22 protein-coding genes and 2 tRNA genes are annotated in these 19,122 nt (G+C 36.8%); 2 read left to right on the top strand and 22 right to left on the bottom strand.

The features are described 5' to 3' along the window. Positions 1–21: 21 nt before the first annotated feature. From D1B32_RS12140 to D1B32_RS12030, 22 genes are all read right to left on the bottom strand, one after another. Positions 22–417 (bottom strand): hypothetical protein, encoded by a 396-nt coding sequence (locus D1B32_RS12140; RefSeq protein WP_118889540.1) that lies wholly within the window; start codon positions 415–417, stop codon positions 22–24. 66 nt (positions 418–483) lie between these two features. Next, positions 484–1,569 carry a phage major capsid protein gene (locus D1B32_RS12135; protein ID WP_118889539.1) on the bottom strand — a complete coding sequence of 362 codons (1,086 nt, stop codon included), beginning with the start codon at positions 1,567–1,569 and terminating at the stop codon, positions 484–486. 41 nt (positions 1,570–1,610) lie between these two features. Continuing rightward, on the bottom strand, positions 1,611–2,825 hold the full coding sequence (locus tag D1B32_RS12130) for a hypothetical protein (RefSeq protein ID WP_118889538.1): 1,215 nt from the start codon (positions 2,823–2,825) through the stop codon (positions 1,611–1,613). A 20-nt stretch (positions 2,826–2,845) separates the two neighbouring features. Further along, entirely contained in the window at positions 2,846–4,291 is a 1,446-nt protein-coding gene (locus D1B32_RS12125) for a hypothetical protein (protein ID WP_118889537.1), read from the bottom strand. 7 nt (positions 4,292–4,298) lie between these two features. After that, positions 4,299–6,431, bottom strand: coding sequence for a phage portal family protein (locus D1B32_RS12120; protein WP_118889536.1), 2,133 nt, complete (start codon positions 6,429–6,431; stop codon positions 4,299–4,301). 87 nt (positions 6,432–6,518) lie between these two features. Then, complete coding sequence (locus D1B32_RS12115) at positions 6,519–7,754, bottom strand: hypothetical protein (protein ID WP_118889535.1); 1,236 nt, start codon at positions 7,752–7,754, stop codon at positions 6,519–6,521. A gap of 154 nt (positions 7,755–7,908) precedes the next feature. Continuing rightward, positions 7,909–9,693 (bottom strand): phage terminase large subunit, encoded by a 1,785-nt coding sequence (locus tag D1B32_RS12110; RefSeq protein WP_118889534.1) that lies wholly within the window; start codon positions 9,691–9,693, stop codon positions 7,909–7,911. A 10-nt stretch (positions 9,694–9,703) separates the two neighbouring features. After that, positions 9,704–10,117 (bottom strand): hypothetical protein, encoded by a 414-nt coding sequence (locus D1B32_RS12105; protein ID WP_118889533.1) that lies wholly within the window; start codon positions 10,115–10,117, stop codon positions 9,704–9,706. A gap of 14 nt (positions 10,118–10,131) precedes the next feature. Then, a complete protein-coding gene (locus D1B32_RS12100; protein ID WP_118889532.1) occupies positions 10,132–10,563 on the bottom strand; it encodes a hypothetical protein in 432 nt (143 codons plus the stop codon). A gap of 5 nt (positions 10,564–10,568) precedes the next feature. Continuing rightward, complete coding sequence (locus D1B32_RS12095) at positions 10,569–10,910, bottom strand: hypothetical protein (protein ID WP_118889531.1); 342 nt, start codon at positions 10,908–10,910, stop codon at positions 10,569–10,571. 10 nt (positions 10,911–10,920) lie between these two features. Continuing rightward, entirely contained in the window at positions 10,921–11,244 is a 324-nt protein-coding gene (locus D1B32_RS12090) for a hypothetical protein (protein WP_118889530.1), read from the bottom strand. A gap of 5 nt (positions 11,245–11,249) precedes the next feature. Continuing rightward, positions 11,250–12,005: a hypothetical protein gene (locus D1B32_RS12085; protein WP_118889529.1), complete on the bottom strand. Its 756-nt coding sequence runs from the start codon at positions 12,003–12,005 to the stop codon at positions 11,250–11,252. A 244-nt stretch (positions 12,006–12,249) separates the two neighbouring features. Next, positions 12,250–12,435, bottom strand: coding sequence for a hypothetical protein (locus tag D1B32_RS12080; RefSeq protein WP_118889528.1), 186 nt, complete (start codon positions 12,433–12,435; stop codon positions 12,250–12,252). Further along, on the bottom strand, positions 12,425–13,582 hold the full coding sequence (locus D1B32_RS12075; RefSeq protein ID WP_118889527.1) for a ParM/StbA family protein: 1,158 nt from the start codon (positions 13,580–13,582) through the stop codon (positions 12,425–12,427). Before D1B32_RS12075 ends, D1B32_RS12080 begins: the two co-directional genes overlap by 11 nt. A 1,173-nt stretch (positions 13,583–14,755) precedes the next feature. Then, positions 14,756–14,830: transfer RNA gene (locus tag D1B32_RS12070), tRNA-Pro, on the bottom strand. Positions 14,831–14,922: 92 nt separating this feature from the next. Then, positions 14,923–14,994 (bottom strand) — tRNA-Asn (locus D1B32_RS12065). Between the two features lie 156 nt (positions 14,995–15,150). Beyond that, complete coding sequence (locus D1B32_RS12060; protein WP_118889526.1) at positions 15,151–15,681, bottom strand: hypothetical protein; 531 nt, start codon at positions 15,679–15,681, stop codon at positions 15,151–15,153. 14 nt (positions 15,682–15,695) lie between these two features. Next, positions 15,696–16,163, bottom strand: coding sequence for a DUF5662 family protein (locus D1B32_RS12055; RefSeq protein ID WP_118889525.1), 468 nt, complete (start codon positions 16,161–16,163; stop codon positions 15,696–15,698). A gap of 163 nt (positions 16,164–16,326) precedes the next feature. Beyond that, on the bottom strand, positions 16,327–16,863 hold the full coding sequence (locus D1B32_RS24150) for a hypothetical protein (protein ID WP_205126984.1): 537 nt from the start codon (positions 16,861–16,863) through the stop codon (positions 16,327–16,329). Beyond that, entirely contained in the window at positions 16,863–17,111 is a 249-nt protein-coding gene (locus D1B32_RS12045; protein WP_118889524.1) for a hypothetical protein, read from the bottom strand. Before D1B32_RS12045 ends, D1B32_RS24150 begins: the two co-directional genes overlap by 1 nt. Positions 17,112–17,377: 266 nt before the next feature. Further along, positions 17,378–17,734 (bottom strand): RyR domain-containing protein, encoded by a 357-nt coding sequence (locus tag D1B32_RS12035; protein WP_118889522.1) that lies wholly within the window; start codon positions 17,732–17,734, stop codon positions 17,378–17,380. 3 nt (positions 17,735–17,737) lie between these two features. After that, entirely contained in the window at positions 17,738–18,109 is a 372-nt protein-coding gene (locus tag D1B32_RS12030; RefSeq protein ID WP_118889521.1) for a hypothetical protein, read from the bottom strand. 200 nt (positions 18,110–18,309) lie between these two features. Between D1B32_RS12030 and D1B32_RS23795 the strand changes: the two genes are divergently transcribed. Together D1B32_RS23795 and D1B32_RS12025 are read left to right on the top strand one after the other, a co-directional pair. Further along, on the top strand, positions 18,310–18,486 hold the full coding sequence (locus D1B32_RS23795; protein WP_158586259.1) for a hypothetical protein: 177 nt from the start codon (positions 18,310–18,312) through the stop codon (positions 18,484–18,486). Between the two features lie 117 nt (positions 18,487–18,603). Continuing rightward, positions 18,604–19,089, top strand: coding sequence for a hypothetical protein (locus D1B32_RS12025; protein WP_118889520.1), 486 nt, complete (start codon positions 18,604–18,606; stop codon positions 19,087–19,089). Positions 19,090–19,122 lie beyond the last annotated feature (33 nt).

Genomic DNA, 19,122 nt, shown 5'->3' with positions numbered 1-19,122 from the left:
CCACCTAAATATTAAGAATGATTAAGCACCTGCTTCAGGATCTTCTGCATCTGGATCTTCAGGAACCTCTGGTTCTTCAGGCTCTTCATGGTCATCTACTGGAGGTTCAATAACTTCTGGCTCCTCTGGATCAGTATCCTTGCTCTTATCTTGATTCACATCAGCCCTATTCAAAGCTTGCTTCCCTACAAGTCCATATTTAGCTTTCCAAGCATCTAATGTTTTCTTAGGAAATTTACCTTCATATAAATTTAGCGCTGGAATATGAGAATTTACAGCATGGCAAATTCCTGACAAGTTTGTATTTGGACCATATGTTATTTCACGAACTGGATTTAACTTTGTAATATATGTGTTTGTTTTTGCATCATAATAGCTATTTGTGTTCCCTGATAAACCTACTACTAATTTAGGCATTGCTTTTCCTCCTATGAAAAAGGGCGAGCAACCATTATCGCTCGCCCTTTCGGTCATTTATTTTTATTAAGATACAACTTTAATACGTTCTGGTGCAGGGTAAGATTTATCGAATGCAATGTTTCGAGCTGCGGCTACCGCTTTACCTTGATTTAAGATTCCAATACCATAACGTTCTTTCACTTTAATTGATTGAATATCACGTTCAGGGTCATCAAATTGCTCTGTAGATAGCGGATCTTTTTCAAGTAAAATCCCTACATGATTTCGATCAATCACATACATGTCGAACATCTTCGCATCATGATTAAATGGTGCAAATGGTGTAAAGTTCAAGTTAATTGCGAAAGGAATACGTCCTTGAACTTGATCTGGATTAATCTTTAGATTTGTAATCTGAGATCCACCAAGTGCTGCATGTGTCAAACTATTGATAATATCGTTCTTAAAGAACATAGACCATGCTAGTGGATGCATAATAATGTCTGTTGGGTTGAAACCATTAGCCATTACACCAATAAACATGTCGATTAAGTCTTCTGTAGACATGGTATTATTGTAATTCCCTTCGATATCCATACCAGTCGTACCAGCTTCCTTGTGCTTTTCACGAATTTCGTTATTAAACACTGTATGTCCGTGTGCAGAGAATTGTCTAAATGCTTTTTCCTCTTTCAATCTAGCCATAGCTGATCCAGCTTGACGTAGCAAGATTCCAATTACATCCCATTGAGAGTCTGTAATCATTTCATCAGAAATTCGTACGATCATCCCCGACTTACCAACCTTAACCTCTTGATTTCGGTGTAGTTGGAAGTTAGGAGTGTCTTCTGGATACGCTTGTGTTTCTCCAATATCAAAAGCTCTTAATGCACTCATAGATGGGAATTCAATTGAACGTCCCTCTGTTAATCTAACTTTTTGAAGAAAATCAGCTGCGATGTAGTTGGGCTCAGCCGCTTCTCTCATCATTCCAGAAATTACACGTGGCATTAATATTTTTGCATCTTGTGTATTTAAAGCTTCTTTCACAGTAACAAGCTCTGATTTTGGAATCTGGTTCCAATCCTCATCCAGACTCAATTGACGAGTCATGCGTTTTAAAATATCTTGAGACGATTCACTTAATTCAAGCGTGTCTGTATTAATCATTACGTGTTCCTCCTTATGTCTATCAATTCATTAATTCATTGTTATTTTTGAAGTAAAATACGAACTGCTCCTTGAGCGCCTTTAAAGTCCCATCCAGTTGGTACACCAGGTGTTTGTCCAGTTGCTTTAAATGTAGCTGTCACTTTTTGAGGTGCTGCACCTTCATTTGTTTCAACGACTAATGTAACTAGGCCAGATTTATAATCAATATAGTCTGGTTCAACTACTTGTCCATCAATCTTCACTACAAGTGACCCTGCTACTACTGGAGTTTGTTGGATTCGGAAATCATGACGACCTTTTTGACCTGGGTTAATCTCACCAATTAAAATGTCTTCAAAAGGCATTTCAAGATTTGATCCATTTGTTAATCCTGGGATTCCTTGAGGATAGTATCTGTTTGATTTAACATCAGTGTTTGCATATGTTCTTTCATAAGGATAACCTGGGAACTCATCATCAATATCATCTGCAGTCATTCCATTTGGATTCCAGTCCTGAGCACGTTGCTCATCAGTCCATCCAAGCATTCCTAACCAACCCTGTGGTGGAAGATTTGTTTCAACTGTCCAAACTTGACCAAGAACTTGCTCTTGTAATCTAGCAATCTCTGCAAGTGCTGCGAATTTATCATCTGCAGAAGCATTTGTATTTTTTAGAATTTCACGTTGTGTTTCAAAATCCGCTTTAATAAATCGACCATTTTCATCAGAGATAACGTAATCGCCATTTTTGATTCGCTTTGTTGGATCTGCGTCATAAAGGCTTCCCCACTCAACTGCTTCAGCATCTGATCTACTAGGAATGTAAGGTAACTCAATGTAAATTTCGTTCTCAATAGTTGGCTGCATGCCATTAAATCCATCTACAAACTCTTCATAAATGTTTGCATAAGATACACCAATTGGAGTATTAGCTTCACGTGTATGTTCCTTACCGGTTTTTCCAATCTCTACGACATCTTTACCGCCGTTTGCTAAAGTAAGAACTGGACGAAATACATTACCATCAAAGTCCTTAATATTACCATTTTTAATTCCACCATTATTATCTGTAGATGGAGCTACAATACGACCTTTTGGAATTACTACCCATCCATTACCACCGAAATGATATTGAAACAATCGTTTTAAACGAGGGTCTACCAAAAACTTCTCACCTGGTGAATCGTGTGTACTCACTTGCAACTTCGTATTAGAACGAACATATTGATCTGCTGTGCCCTCTACAGGCTTCATACCTTCAAATAATGCCATTTCATTTCAACTCCTATTTCTTATTTTTTATTTCTTAACAATTTCAAGAAGCCTTCTACGCCTTCATCAAGACTGAATTTCTCTTTTTGCTTTGCATCTTTATCCGCTTCACTTAACCCAGGATTTTTTACAACTCCTGGTTCCATTGTTTTGCGTGACTTAGATTCTGCTAATAAATCTACTAATGAATCATTGAGTGAATCAACAGAGCGTTTTGTGTGCTCAGAAACTGCTTCGTCATACTCTTTTCCAATAACATCTGTTTTGCGAAGATTTATTTTTAAATCAACAACTTTTTCAGCTAAATGTAAATGCTTATCTTCTAGAAGCTTTGACTTTTCAAGCAGTAGATCTTGATTTTCTGATTCAACAGTGCTTAGTTTATTTTCTAGCCTTTGATTTTTTAAAAGTAGATCTGATAATGATGCTTGCAACTTTATGACTTTTTCATTAAGCTTTACAGAATCTAATTCTTCTTCGACTTGGGCAGTAGGATTTTCAGTGACCTTTTCTTCTGTTCCATTTGGAACCTTATCTTTTTCAGTAACTTTAGGTTCTTTTGGATCCTCTAGATTTTCTGGCTCTTTGTCCTTTTCTGGCTCTTTGTCCTTTTCTTCTACCTTGTCTTTTTCCTTGTCTTTTAGTTCTTTATCCTTATCTTCCAAGTCATCTTTTTTCTCCTCTTTAGCTTCGGCCATAGAGTTGAGCATTTCTTTAACATCATCACTTAAATGTTCGTATAGATTCACTTCTGGATTATCTGCATCCTGATATAATCCCTCTGCCATTTGATAGATTTTTAAGTTTTGATGCTCGTTTGTGCTGCTAGATTGACTTTCATCGATGACTTCTACAGAGCGGTTTCCAGCATTTTCATCAGCAGGAGTATTTACATAACTAACCTCTCTCCCATAGGTGTTTCCAACAATAAAGTGACATTGCTGTTCATCATACTGCTTTCCTGGGTAGTGTTCACACCACTCTTGAGATCGATCTGTTCCACAGATATTACATGTAACTTTATCTGTTGATGCTCCAATAGATACTGTATGGTATCGTCCATCTAAAACCTTCTCAATTGCAGTTGGATCTGTAATTTCTACAGTAAACACTAATCCACCTTTACCAGAAAGTGTGCTGTCACTATATTCAGCACTAAGAATTCGACCAATAGCTTCTCCATTATAAGAGTTGTGATGGGTTAGAACTGGCTTATTATAAGGTGTAGTCCAAGACTTTAAACCGCCTTTTAATCCTTCTTCTGTATAATAAGTAAAGTTTTTAGTTCTACCTGTATGAATAGCTTCCATCTTAACGATAAGCTTACGTTTCTTCTTATTACTGGCTGACTCCTGAAGGACTTTCACATTCTCCTCACTGATCTTTGCAGCAATAGATGCAGTTTCATTCAACTGAGCAGCACTAACTAGTTTCTTTGCAGTGTGCTCTTCTAATGTGTAAAGCATTTCATACCTAACCTCCTTTAACATTTTTCAATTCGCATTCGCAATTTGGATGCCAAGATGGTATCCGATAAAATATAGCAATCTCATCTAAAGATGAAAATTGTTTTAAGTTTATAATTTCTTTAGAGCGTGATAAACAAGATTTACATTCACCTTCATAATAAACAGAAGCATAAGACTCATCAGCACTGAGTAAACCTAATGCGTAACCATAGTTGTAGCTTTTCACATAAGCACTCTTTACGCTTGAAATCATTTGATGTTGAAGAGATTTAAAAACAGAGTGAATTGCTAACCCTACTTCTTTTTCGGAAGTAATCGTCTTTAAACGAGAATCGATTACCTTTTTTAATCTTTCTTCTAAACTCTTATTATTCTCAGTGATAAAGGTCCTAATTGTACCATGTGCAACTGACATTTTCACCTGTTTATAAGAGCTGACAGATTCATGTGCGGATAGGATTCCACTCATAAGCATCTCTTTAGCATGACTTTCCATAGTCTTAGATAAACGATCTTGCTCCAATTGATTGAATCGAATCATACCTGATTTAATATTCATTGGGAAGGTGTTGCGACTTTCTCTTCTTTCAATCTGATATAGTACGCTTTTCTTCATATCCTCGTATATCTGACTTAATGTGTCAGCTGACTGCTTAATATTTTTCTCTAAGAGAGATTGAAAAGGTGTTTGCTCATCTGATTCATCTAAACTGTAATGCTTTTCACTTTCTGTCTGCCTTTTAGGACCATCACGTTTTCCGTTTTGGTTCTCTGGTTGACTTTTATTCTCTGTAGCTGCTTGAGCTGCTTCATTTGCTGTGTTTCCAAACATATTAAAGTGAAGTCTGGACTCATCAACAGTTGGATCTTTTCCAATCGCTGCTCGTGTCTCTTCAAAAGATTGAAGATTGCTATTAAATTTGTGAATCTCATGATTTTCTTTTGCTATCAATCGTTCTTGCTCAATTTCATTGAAGACAAAATCTACATCAAATTCTGGATTCACTAGTGGATCAAATCCACCTTCAATTAATAATTCATCAATGATCAGAGAATCGATTGCAGACTGGAGACTTTGTTGCCATCCTTTGATGCGGTCCGCTTTCTTCCCTGTCATTGCATCTGCAGTGTTTCTGTTAGCTGTATCCCCTCTACCGAAATCAACTTGAGACAATCCCATTCCCGAAAATACACGGTTTTCAAAATAATCTAAGTAAGGTTTTCCATCAATTGCATTGATATTTAGAGCGTCAACATCATGTCGGTTTGGCATTATAAACAGACTGTCATTATCCATACCATTAATCATAGCTTGAACGTCTTCTATTTCCTCATCAGTAGCTTCTTGACCTGGCTCGTCATTTCCTATTTTATATTTCAATACAGGGAAGATATGTTTATAAAGAAGAAGGGAAATGTTCTCTTCAATTTTACGAAGTAGACGAATATCTTCTATAACAGGGGCAATCCAAGGATCACCAAATGCTGCACCTGACCTTACATTTGTTTTGATGTGAATTATATCTTCTGGTTTAAATTCAATGGCATCGCCTCCACCTTCAACTTCTTGCGTATAACCAGTTACAGTGCCATTTTCGTCTCTCGTTATACTTATTGTTTGGGGAGGTAATAAGAAATATCCAACAACCGGTTCTTTTGAAGGTAGAACAGGAGTTAAGCTTACTCCAGGTGGCAATCCAATACCGTTTCTAGCTCTTGCTTTAACAATGAAGCAGTTGCTTGACCAAACAATATCTCTTGCTATTCCCTCGAATAATTGCTCTAAACTGATTCCTGTAGCGACTTGCATCATCTCTAATCGAAACTTCAGATAATCTAATACTTGTTCATTTTTAGACTGTAGCGTCCATCCTGATTTAAATATTAGTTCCTGATAGGTTAGAACACCTTGTGTTAGATATGAATCTGTCCTTATTGCCTGAGAAATCGCTTCTAAGTCAATATCTATTTCTTCTGCTTCACCAGCAGAGCCATTGCTTATTTGATAACCGACTCTCTTGGCTTTTACAGCTTTTGGATCTCTATTAATAGCACCTCTTGTTGATCCAGATGGAGCGGAAGGAGCTGACGCATTACTAATCAGTTTGTTTATAAAACTATAAACCAGTCTTGACAATAATGTCCCTCCTCTTCCTCATACCTCTAGATAGGTGTGTAAGTTAATTCTTCATAAACCATTATACATGAAATGCATTACAATTAGCTAAGTCTGTCTAGTCACATATCCTTTGTTCTGAACGTACTCCTTAATCCATTCCTCGGATGGTCTAACCACATCTTCTAAATCCTCAATTATCCTAATAAAATGTCTAATTTCCTCTTTTTTCTGGATAAGCGTTATTTGGCGACCATAAAAAACTGCTTCTTGTCGATAAAAACTCATCAAATCTGCAAGCGTATTTTCATATACTTCCTTTGTTTGTTTGATAGATTCGACCATGATATTAGCAAATAGGTCAAAAGATTTCCCAGTATCCTCCGGCTGCTCATATAACCAATTTTTTATATTGTCATTGGTTTTGGTCATAATTTGCTGGTAAGTATAACTTCTTTCAGAAGCATATATTTCTTTCTGTACATCAATCATCATATATTGGTTTTTCATAAGATTATGTTTTTGCTTATATTCTTTAAAACTAAGAATTAAATGAGAGCGAAAATCTGGCAGATTGTTTGCATTTGCTAATTGATTCATCAACAACTCCACATTGCCATCAATAAACTGTTGTGGCTGATTAATAAGAATGTCTGCTTTGTCTACAATCTCATCTAAGTTTAGATAGCGATTCCGATGTGTGTATGCTGAATCTGCAATTGTTGTATGCAATTGATCTAAGTCTCTTCGTTTCTTCTCTAATGCATCAATCTCTGCCTGAATGATAGGATCATAATCCGCTCCATGACTTACTTCATCATATAATGCTGACAAATCATACTCAGTACGAATCCAGTTATTAATTGATTCTCCTTCTGCTTCTATCATTTGCTCATCTTCTGTTTTATCTGTGTATTGTGTACGATAGTTTTCATCAAGAAAATCTGCTTGCTCTTCGACTGACTTCTTCATTAGATATAGCATTGTATATAATTCATAATCTAGTGTGCCATCATATCCATTATGGCTATTTTCAAATTCAATGACTTCAGTTAGTTTGTTCTCGTTCAGCAGCTCTAAATATTCACTAAATGAAGAACTTTCTGCCCTGCCAAAAATCATATTTAGCAGTTCCTGTATCCTTTCAGCCAATGCACGATAATCTAATATTGCAGAAGTCATCATAAAATCTTGAGATCGGCTAATTTGCCTGATTACGTCTAGTGTCATTGGATGACTAGATTCTTTCTCTGGAAAAACTAAATTGGGCCGATAATATATAAGTGATCTTTCGTATGGGGTATCAATACCTTTATTCCCATACCATCTTTGATGATTCTCCATTTTATTAACCTCATTATTTTTAAATTTATGTATGGCGTAGTAGAGACTACGCCTTGGGAGAAATAAGCAAAAAAATGAAACAGGGGAGTTTCTATCCTCCACCCACTAGAAATAGCGGGGACAACAACGCATTATTTAAGATATTCCAATACGCTTAAATTCTCGATCTCTTAAAGGATCCTAAGCTTCCACCTCTCCTACCAATAGCCAGAGATGTTGCTTTACGTGAATTAGACCTCTTTTTCGAATATCCTAAAGGCACTTTCTCTAATCGCCAGTTCGGATTATCTCTAGGCTCCAATTCTCGCTTCTTACTCTTATGATGAAATACACTACTTTCAGTGCCATAAACCTTTTCTTGTACTGATTTTGATTGTAAACCATCTTTACGAAATGCTTTTCGTGCTGGCTCAAATTTATCAAGTATCTTCGTTATGTCAGGAAACTCAATGGTGAAACCCAAGATAGTTAACATCAGTGCATCCAGTGCATGTTCATTTTCTGATGTATACTCTGGCTTACCAGTTTTCGATATACGAACTACCTGATAATCCATCATTTGTTTCCATACCATATCATCAAAAGGAGAAAGGACTAATTGGTTCCGTTCAACCACAATACTTGTCTGATTTACCATAAAGTTTTTTGCATCTTTTTTATAAACTTCATTTGTTGCTGGATCTCGTATCTCAATATTTTGGGAAAAGTGGATACGTTTCACTTTAGTTAACATACCTGTTTCAGGATTGTTTTTCCCATGCTTTCTCAATGCTTCGTACTGATATTCCCCATGCCCCGCATCAATATAGATAAACTTAGGGCTCCAAATATCATTAACTTCTATAATTTTATTTACGGCATTATCATAGGTGAATTCTCCTCTAGGAATCTCATATCTTTTAGCCACTCGAAACTTTTTAATCACTTCATCGAACTCATTTACGATGATTTGAGTGGCCGTTCCGTATTTATCCCAATCAACCCCTACAATTCTATGTGCAGGTGGTGCAGGATTCTTTTTTGTATATTCAGGGAAGTACGTTATATCTTTTAAATTAATACCCTGTTTCTTATACTGTTCTTTCTCATAAGAATTCAGTTCTCTGTAAGAATATAAGTATTGTGACTTAGCCTTTTCTACTGCTGCCTTATTAAATACTCCAACAGTCTCTTCACCAAATTCAGCTTCTACCTCATGAATATAACCTTGAGCTGTCATAGTTGAACGAAGCTCTGCTTCCATCGAGTCATCAAAGTCAGGGTTAACCATGGAAGGAAAATGATAAGCTTTATAACCAGTATCTGGATTTGTACAAACTTCATAGAAAAAATCACGCTTACCAGTTGGTGTACTAGATACCCAGATTCCTATTCTCTTAGGATCTTCCATTGCAATAGCTGTTACAGCGTCAATACCATCTCTACTCATATAATCGATTTCATCCATGAAGATAAAATCAGCTCGTTGCCCACGAACGCTGGCGCCTGATTGGGAACCAGAATTGGCTCCACCTGTAAAGCCCATGATTTTGGCTCCATTTGGGAAATCTGCGATAAATGGATTTTTGGTTATATTCACACCAGCCATTTCATCGCAATCACGAACTAACTCTGCAAGTCTCATAAATATTAATCGAACCTGATGCTCGTAAGGAGTAACGATTAAAAGACGAGAATTCTTGTTGTGAAAGGCATACCATAAACAAAATACAACCATTGTTTCTGTTTTCCCAACACGTCGGCCCATCCTTGCCGCAATACGTCTATCACCATCCATGATGTCTTTAATCATGAGTTTTTGGTACCATCGAGCTTTCCACGGATTCCCTTTAGGGTCTTTTAATTTCCAATAAGCCCACTTAATAGGATCACTCCGTATTTCCCTCTCCACTTCATCCATTTCTTGTTCTGATAGATCTACTGACTCTAATGCTTCCATTGCTTACAGCCTATTCTGAATACATTCCAGCTACAGCTCCAATGCCGCCCCCAGCCAGTCCATAACCCGCATACCTTGCAACTTTTCCAAGTCTACTATTACCAAATAACATTCCACGAGTATTACCCATTACTGTTCTTTTTTCAACAGGAGCCATCGTATCAATTCCCATAGCCTTTCGATCTTCTGGAGAAAGTTTACGTAACGCTTTACTATCAATATTAATATTTCCATTTTCATTACTCATTGTTCTGCCAGTTTCTCTGGTTTGTCTAAATCGACTCATTCCAAAATCTGTTGCAGCTGCTGAAGCTAAAGCAATAGAAGATCCCGCTACAGCACCCACTCCAATTCCTGAATCAACTCGTTGGTATGGCTGATTGCTTGCTTGAGGGTTATAAGCTTCATTGCTTGCCATATACATGTTTTTATCCTCCTTTAATAAACTCGTTGTGCTCCACGGGCATGATTCGCTACATTAGCGACATGCTGTCTTGCTTGCTGAATTTGATTAATTCCTTGTTGTTGAAGGGATTGCTGAGCAGCTGTTGACTGATAGTTACTTCCAAAACGGTTTAAGTTTTGATGAAATTCAGCTTTTTTCTGTTCTGCTTTATTAATTAGATCTGGTGCGATTTGCACGGCAGCGGCACCTGCAGATATTGCCAGTCCACCTAAAACTCCTCCAGGAGCCATTGCCCACACTGCATTTGTTAATAAAGCTTTTCCTACTGCAACAGGGGCAGATTCTCCCTCTTGCATACGCATGTATGAATCTACTCCAACAAATCCAATCCCTAATCCAGCATTAAGACGATTTAATTTATTTATTGAACCTTTTCCATTCTGTGGTTCTTGTTTTACTGCCATTTATATCACCCGCCATGCCTTAAATTATGAAGAGCAAATGCTAAGTCTCCGCTGACTTCCATATTAGATATATTTGGTGTATACTCTTGCATGTCTCCACGTGTTCCAGGAAGTGATTGAGGAGCTTGCATTTCAGCTTCTTGCCTAATACGCTCATATGGAGCCGAATAAATTTGATGCCCACCAAAGCCAATGGCACTTGCTGCAATTGCAATTTTTCCTTTTCCACCAACTTCTCTACCTGTCCATAAGTTATTTACATTTCGATAGTCTACTTTTTTAATAAAAGGATCTTTTGGATTAAACTCTCTTTTTAATCCTTGTATAAACCTTCCAGCCCTAGCCATAGTCTCACCCCTATATCATTGGAATCCCAACAACGTCACTTTCTCCAGAGCTATTTCGATAAGCAGAACCACCACTTAATGTTCGGTAAGTTGCATCTCCACCTACGTAAGCGGCACCTGCAGCGGCAGCAGCACGTCTTCGGTTAAAGCTACCTCTATCCCATTTATGTCCTGCTCTTTGATCTAATGGAAGTTTGTCATAAGCCGCTCTTGCTTCTGGGGTTCGAAAAGCATAAGTTAAGTCTTTACCATCACCTGTAAAAGTAGAACGGACATCTCTCCCCATGCTTCTAAAACTGTTAACTGCTTGATTAGCAATAAGTCTTGGATTCATTCTTCTCACTCCTTTTCAAAATCTATTGGTTCTACATCAATAACATCGGGAATGCTTGAATTCATTTTTTTATAATAGGCTAATTCAGCTTCCTTCTCTTCTTGTTCAATCCGAGCCATGTCTTCATGTACCTTTAACATTTCAGCGGCTCGTACTGAAGGATCAGCAGATACCGTTATTTTTGATCCTACTTTGTCTTTACGTGTGGAGTTCAACAGTTGGAAGGTTTTATGTTTGCGGTTAACTAATTTCTCTCGATAATCTGTTAAAGGATGAAGCTCCTGTTTTGTAATTGGATCACCGTTATCAGTTACCCCAACTGTGTTGTGTATGATATAGTCAGCGTCCCAAGCCATCTTACTATCGCATCGCAGTATTCCTATATCAGCATCAACCAGATCTTTTACCATCATCAAATCAACTGTATCTCCAGCTTTTTTATTATCTAAATTAATATCAAAGTGTTCTGCATATCTGCCAAACAAATCTTCAATAGCTGCTATTTCTATTGGACACTTTTCACCATATGGTGCTTGTGCCATTTCTAGTAACGGACATGACTGAGCATATGGACAACCATCTGCTTTACAGATAATTGGCACTGCAGCATACATTCCGTGCTTTGTATTTCTTAATCGCTTTGCTGTTTCTATTGCTTCTACAGCTTCTGGATTTTTTGTCCATGCAGAGTGGTCAAGCTCTCTTGAATTTGCTGAAACCGTTGCTAATCCAGCTTCTGTTTTCGGGCCAGTCTTTCCCATGATTTGCACCTCCCTATATCAAAAAAAGGCTCTACTCACTCGATCCCCCTAAACCAATGGTCCTGTATGAGGCGGTGCAGTAGGCCCGTATCTTAATTCTACAACGTCCTAACATATTAATAAACGTCGCTAAATCCACGCAAAAAAGGCAGAATACATCTCTTGTACTCTGCCTTGGCATGCTTATATTCAAATGATAGAATTGCTCTAAATTGCTTGAAATAACTCTTCAAATGAGATGGAGTTACTGTTCCTCTTTTAATTTTCGTATTTCTTCTTTTTCTTTTTGTTCTATGATGATAGCTTTTTCAAGCAATCTTCTGACTTCGTATGCTCGATCACTCTGTTTTATATCATTAAAGTAATCTCTCAAAATATGATCGTCTTTTCTGATTCGAGCTACAAGCATTTGCTTATCACTATGCGACATGCTCATGCAACTCCTTAACCGGATTCACATATAGCTCCATTACTTTTTCAGTACCATAAGTATCTGATAGCTCCAATGCTCCATACATGTAGAATCCTAAGAGATTTGTGAACCTAGAATTTTCCATAATAATGAATCCTTGGATATTCTCTGACTCAAAATTCCTTCTTACTTCTTGAGCATAAACATGAGCTCCTCCACCAGTCGCAATAATCAATTGAAGACGGTTCGCTTCATTGCCCCAGGCAGTAGTAATTGAATCAGTAATAGGTCTTGCACGATCCCTAACAACCATTTCAATTTCATCTGATATATCAAAGTCTTGATTGCGATAACGGATATGGTTTGTTTGAATCGCATAATCAAGATCTTGATCTGAAGGGTGGAACATATAGCCCATGTCACTGAACTTCAATTCTACAGCTTGACGAAGACGTTTATACACTTCTGTTACACCGATAGTTGACTTGTTTTTGGTTGGGTCTTCTATTACTACTCCATTTCTAAATAGCGCATAGTCAGTAGAAACATGTCCGAAATCAATTACTCCAAGATAATCAGCACGACTGTTAGACGGCACAATGAACGATTCAGGATCAAATCTAAATTGATTATACGTAACTGTTCCCTCTGGCTGACGCAAGATAATTACTTTAGCTACTTTTACCTCTTTTTTTATACTATTTTCTCTATCCAAGTAAAACTCTACTGTAAAATCTTTTTCTAAGAAAGCTCGTAAATCATCATGAATGCTTTTGTCGTAGTCACTGTTTGGAAGACCAGTCACAATTGTAACTTCATATTTTCCATCTATATCAGGTAAGCTTAAACCAATTCCAGTGTGGAATAAAACTCGGCTTTTTACATCATGAGCACGATTACGCTTTTCTGTACGCACACTAACATTCTCTTCTACTGGCATACCTAACGCATTCTCTCCAACAAAGTATGTGCCTTCTTCTGTTTGGACTACTAACTCATTAATATTAATATCACTTGATGATAGTAATGGTCTACTTGCTGGTACACCAGTAACAACTCCACTTGGTATAACCTGTGGCTCTGGCTTGCTGTTTGACATGTACTTTAATCCCCCAAAACCTACATCGACTGCCACTAGATGCATCTGCTTCTTTTCGTTTGCCATTTTTCCTTCCACCCTTCATTTGTTTAAAATGTTTATTATGTTTAGTATGTTTAATTTGTTAACATTTTTAACTTAATGTCATTTTACCTATATATGCCATAAAAGGCAAGTCTTTTCTCTATTAAAAACAAAAAAAATGAAGAACAGCTACATGGCTAAAAGCTGCTCCCCATTTTTGGAAGGAATTTTACAATCCTAATTAAGAGATAGTAAGTGATTTAAAACTTAATTAACGGAAAGGTGGTTTATATATGAACAGGAAGTGCACTTACTATCCCTCTCGGAAGGTGTTAAGGAAAAACTGGAGGAAAAACCTTAACTCCTTCCGAGAAAAATAGTATGTAATGAAAGAGCTGAGACTAAACTCTTTCTTAGTCATCTTTAGTGAGATTATGTATTCCTCACGTGTCCACTTGAACCTATAAGCGCTCAAGTAATGACCACGACTGCTTTAGTTTAATGTGTCTAGCATAATATGACACATCGAAATAACTACTCTGCTCTTCAAATTCAGTCAACGTTGCCACGCTACAAATCTCCGCTAAGAGAACCTTGCAAATCGGAACAAAAGCTTTTGAGCCTTGCGAGACTCATCAGCCCCTTCATTCTCATGGAGTGAAGGATTAAGTCGCTTTCGTTATTTCGTGGAACAGGCTTTCACTGTAATGTAATATGTTGTATTGGACTCTTATTCCCAAATAAGAAACTATAATTTATTATTTATCCTTTCAACTGATGATGTGCTGTTCCAGTGGCTTCATTCCCTTTTGGAGAACAAAATACCACACACCACCCTGTTCTTTCACCGACTAGTTACTCGAACGATCCCTAAAGGTACTGTGCCAATCTTATATGTAGTTGACAGGTCTCTTTAGACATTGACTAACGCCTTTGGTTGTCAAACCTCAAACTGATAGCCTTCCGATTCTTTCTCACTTTTTAATCAAATTGGCGTGGAGCGCATCAGTGCCACCTAATGCCACCTCGCTACAGCGTTGCCCTCGCAAGGAACTCTCCTTTGATTTCAAAAGCTATCTCCATTGGTTACATGAAGACCTGGAAAGTCGTAGTGCTTGGATTGACTACATATGTAGCGGCAGTTTGTCAAACCACCTTTACTATACTCACGCATAGCTATCATCGCCAAGCCGATATTTCTTTTAATATTATCGATTGCAGTGACAGGACTTGAACCTGCGACCTCTTGGACCCAAACCAAGCGCTCTACACAAACTGAGCTACACCGCATTATGCCGCTCCCTGTTGGAATCGAACCTCCTCGTCCATAGTTACTGTACACTCGCTATGGAGTCAACTACCATCTAGTAGGGAACATATTACTGGGATAGTAGGTTTCGAACCTACGACCTATCGGTTAACAGCCGATTGCTCTACCGCTGAGCTATATCCCAATTTTTTTAGACATGTATGGGGGATACATGTCTAATGATAATCACAAATTCGAAAGGAGTTGGAAAACTGAAAACTCATCAATCATACCTTAAATACATATTACATCAAAATGTAATGCATTACAAGTGCTTTTGTAAACTTTTTTAAATTTATTATTATTTAATTATGAGATGGGCATCCATTGTATTAAACAAGAAATCTACAGATTCTTTTGAATCAATAAAGTTAAATTCTCTATCATCTGTAATGATTAATTTGTTTGAAACAGGTGTAAGGGCATTAATGAGACTCATATTTAATTTGGCATCGTCTACATACACTGCATCCACACGTAAACCTTTTGTATTTACAAATCCTTTTGAAGATATGAAATAAACCTTTTTCTCTTTACCTTTATACTTTATATTGAATATTGTTCCAGATCTTTCAAGTTTTAAATCGAACTCTTCACTTATTATCTTTATTAGATAATCTAAATTAAAATAGGAATGACATACCCATAAAGCAGTTTCGTTATCACTCTCTAATAAATGATAAAACATATTAAATGTTTTACCTGTGGCTCTATCTGCTAGTATATAAATACGGTCTGCATCTAGCTCATGGAATCTATGCCACCTCGGATGAATCTCAACTTCTTTTTTCTTCTTAAAAAAGCTTTTAATTTTTAACCATATATTCTTCATGTTAATAATCTCCCTTATTCTAAGATATTTCTTTCAAATGTATTTTTGAATATTTGATACAGCTGGTTATCTAAGTTAAATCTATTTTTATTAATCTCTAGGCTTCTCATAACGTCACCGTCATCATGTCTCTTGCATGCTGCAACCCAATCACAAAGCATTTCAATGACATCGAAGATGTCCATTCCACTTACTCCGTTTTCATAATACTCTGGATGATGTGTGTTATTTTCATAGTGATGCTGCAAGGCTTTATTCATTTCTTTTAAATTATTTTTATATTCATCTGAACCGTAGGTTGTTTCTTTCAACCTGGGACCATATTCTGCAAAGATAGAGAGCTCAGGTTCTTCTAACTTTGATTGATCATGATACTTTGCTCGACATTCTAATTCTTTAATGGCAGCCTGTATTGCATTTCGCACTTCGTCGATGTGTTTCAATGTATCCTGTTTACTTTTTTCAATTTTTTCTTGTGTCATAGAATCACTCCTTTAACTATCTTCTAACCAAAACTTGTTCTACCGTAAGCTTCATTTGTACACTTTATAATATATAACCTTCTTAGCAATTCGAGTCTTTATAAACTCGAACCAGTTATTTGTGTATAAATCTTTCACACCTAAGCCATTTAGATATTTAACCTCATACTTCCACCCCACTGTTTGTCACCCCCTTTTTATCTCTTTTATTTAATACATCTTTTCTGAAAACTTCATAGGTTTTCCAATCATAATAATGATTGTCAGTAAGAACTACATGCTCTTTAAAAATACCAACTATCCTCCCACCGTAATGCTCTACATACTTGTCATACATCTTTTCGGCAGGATTACCAACTACAACACTGAATTTGATTTTATTGAAGTTAAATTTAAATAAAAGGTCATCTAAAAACTGTCGAAAATCTTTAGAGAATGTGTAGTTAACATCATAGAAATTGATTACACTCAATGAGCTGACAGAATTTGAATTTCTATCAATCCTTGCTCCAAGAAATCCTAATAGATTATTATCTTTGTCGATACTGACAAATTCGATTGCAGTCCAACTATCCCGCTGTAGGTTTAGTTCGAAATCAACATAGTTATTGCTAACGTAATATTTATATTTTTCCTCGTAAGCCGTTTCGATAAATTTACTTTCTAGTTGATCTTTAAAAAGTAAAGCTGGTTTTAACATTATTTTCCCTCCCCCATCCATTCCTTTGGTGATGTAGATAATGCGGCTTTATACATATCAAAGCTTAGTTCAGCAGATTGTTCTCGATACCACTTTGAGCTTCTTTCTTTTCTTGTTAGTTCCTCTCTATACTTGCGATGTTCTATATTAAACATGGAACGATATACTTGCAGAGCATAATAGCATTCTTCATGTGTTGGCATCTTACTAGCTTGCATGTCTTCAACAATCTCATAAAGTGTTCGCATTTTACTTTTCTCCTTTTTTATTTTCACACTATTAGTCTCATAGTCTAAAAAACTTATTCCAATTCACCTTTATATTTTTCTTCTGGATGTATTTTCTGACAAGATATACCATCGAAAAAATTATAGAAATCATATTTAAAAATGGTATTAAGACATATAGTAGATCAATGAAAGTAACTGGACTTCTACTTATCTTTAATGAAATTCTTGCCAAAATCCAAGAGACACTTGAAGTAAGAACCCAGATTATCATGAAAGTTAACATATTAATTTTCCCTTAATGCTTTCACGGTATCTACGACATCTTTAAACAAGTAGTCTTTCACTCTTTGTTCTGGTGGCAGCTCACTGTAAGGAACTAAACAAGGATGCTCTTTTTTAATAGGATCCTTTACTTCTCCAAATTTCCATCCATCTAATATTTTCTGTTTACTCCAGCTTTCATGAGAATCCTCTGGAGTTACTTCATTATTCATGTGGAACTCTACACCTGCAATAGCGCTTTTCTTCTGCCATCCAGGGGCATCTTCCCACGAAGGTTGGGAGTAATCACCAATACTTTCACAGTATGCTTTGTTTATGCTGTGACATAGATTTGCAATTTCCTCATTTGTTATTCTCATCGTTTACTTCACTCCTTTTTTCTTTTCTTTCCTAAGGTTCCATACATCTAATAAGCTCAACCTAACTCCTTCAGGTAAATCAATCTTTCGCTTGTTGTGAAGGTTAATTGCGATATACATAAGCTTTCTGTTATACCAGGCTTTTAATTTCTCCAACAGTTTATATGGAATCTTTATAAAACCTAATGACTTCGAAATGATGACATCAGTTCCAAAGATAGGGTCATATTTCAATAGTGTGAAGTCACCTTTATTCTCACAACAGTAATTAAAGTACACATAAGGTATGGCAGTTGGCCTATATATTTTTTTATTTTTTAATTCCTTATATTCGACAGACTCCGACTCTAAATCCACAAGCTTTAATCTACTCATAACTTACCTCCTTTTATGTAATGCATTACAAACAGTGTATAACAAACTTTCTCAATTGTCATCCCACAAACATGGGGAAATCCCTATATGGGACATTTTTTATAAAAAAATTGCGTAGGGTAGCACCTTTTTTAATAGGGTTTTCTAATAGGCGTTTGTCGCCCCCACCCCCTACTACTAATTGAAAAGGATGATGAAGAATGCAAACAAACACACTGGTAACTCTATTCAAGCAAATCAAAGGACAAGGAAAGGTTATTCGTTTCGGAGACTTAATGAAACGAGGATACAATCAGCACTTGATTATTAATGCGGTTAAGAAAGCAGAAGTAAATCTTGGAGTAGATGCTGAAGGATACACAATCATATCCCTTTAATGTCGAAACACCCTAGAGGAGGGGTGTCTGTAGGTGATTGACTATCCCTGCATTGATAAGACAAGTCAAACTAGTCCAGCTCATGACATAAAACCGAGCATATAGAAAGGATTTACCATGATTATCACAGTACAAGCGAAAGAAGACATGAAAGGTAATGTATTTGCTGATGTTTTAGAGAGTGTGAAGAAAGGTTGGAGTAAGTTTAAGGCATCTAAAGCTGTCACTTCTGTAAAGCGAGGGCTAGGCTCAGCTTACAAGAACGTGAAGGAACTGTCGGCTAAGCATTGGAAATCAGCTGCTCTAGTGACAACAACTTCATTTGCAGCAGGCCTTGTCACACAAGGAGCCTTGTTTATACCTGTTAGTGCAACATTCTATGCAGGAGTAAAGATGATCTCCTACTACAACAGATACAAGCATCTAGCTACTGGTAGAGATATGGTTGCAACAGCATTCAAACATTTAAGTGTTGGTCTCTTATCATCAACAGGTATCTTGCTTGCTATAGCACCTATCTACTTCATATCAACAGTTATGCATGAAGGCTTTGTAGGGCTTAGTGAAGTGTTTGATGTATTCGCTTATTCATTGATAGCTTAACTAGCTATGTTGTCGTTGCTTCAGGAACATCCC

This window comes from Oceanobacillus profundus, assembly GCF_003515705.1.
In the GTDB taxonomy this organism is placed as follows: Bacteria; Bacillota; Bacilli; order Bacillales; family Amphibacillaceae; genus Oceanobacillus; species Oceanobacillus profundus.
Note: the sequence above shows the minus strand (reverse complement) of the source record. Positions and strands in the feature narration are given on the sequence as shown.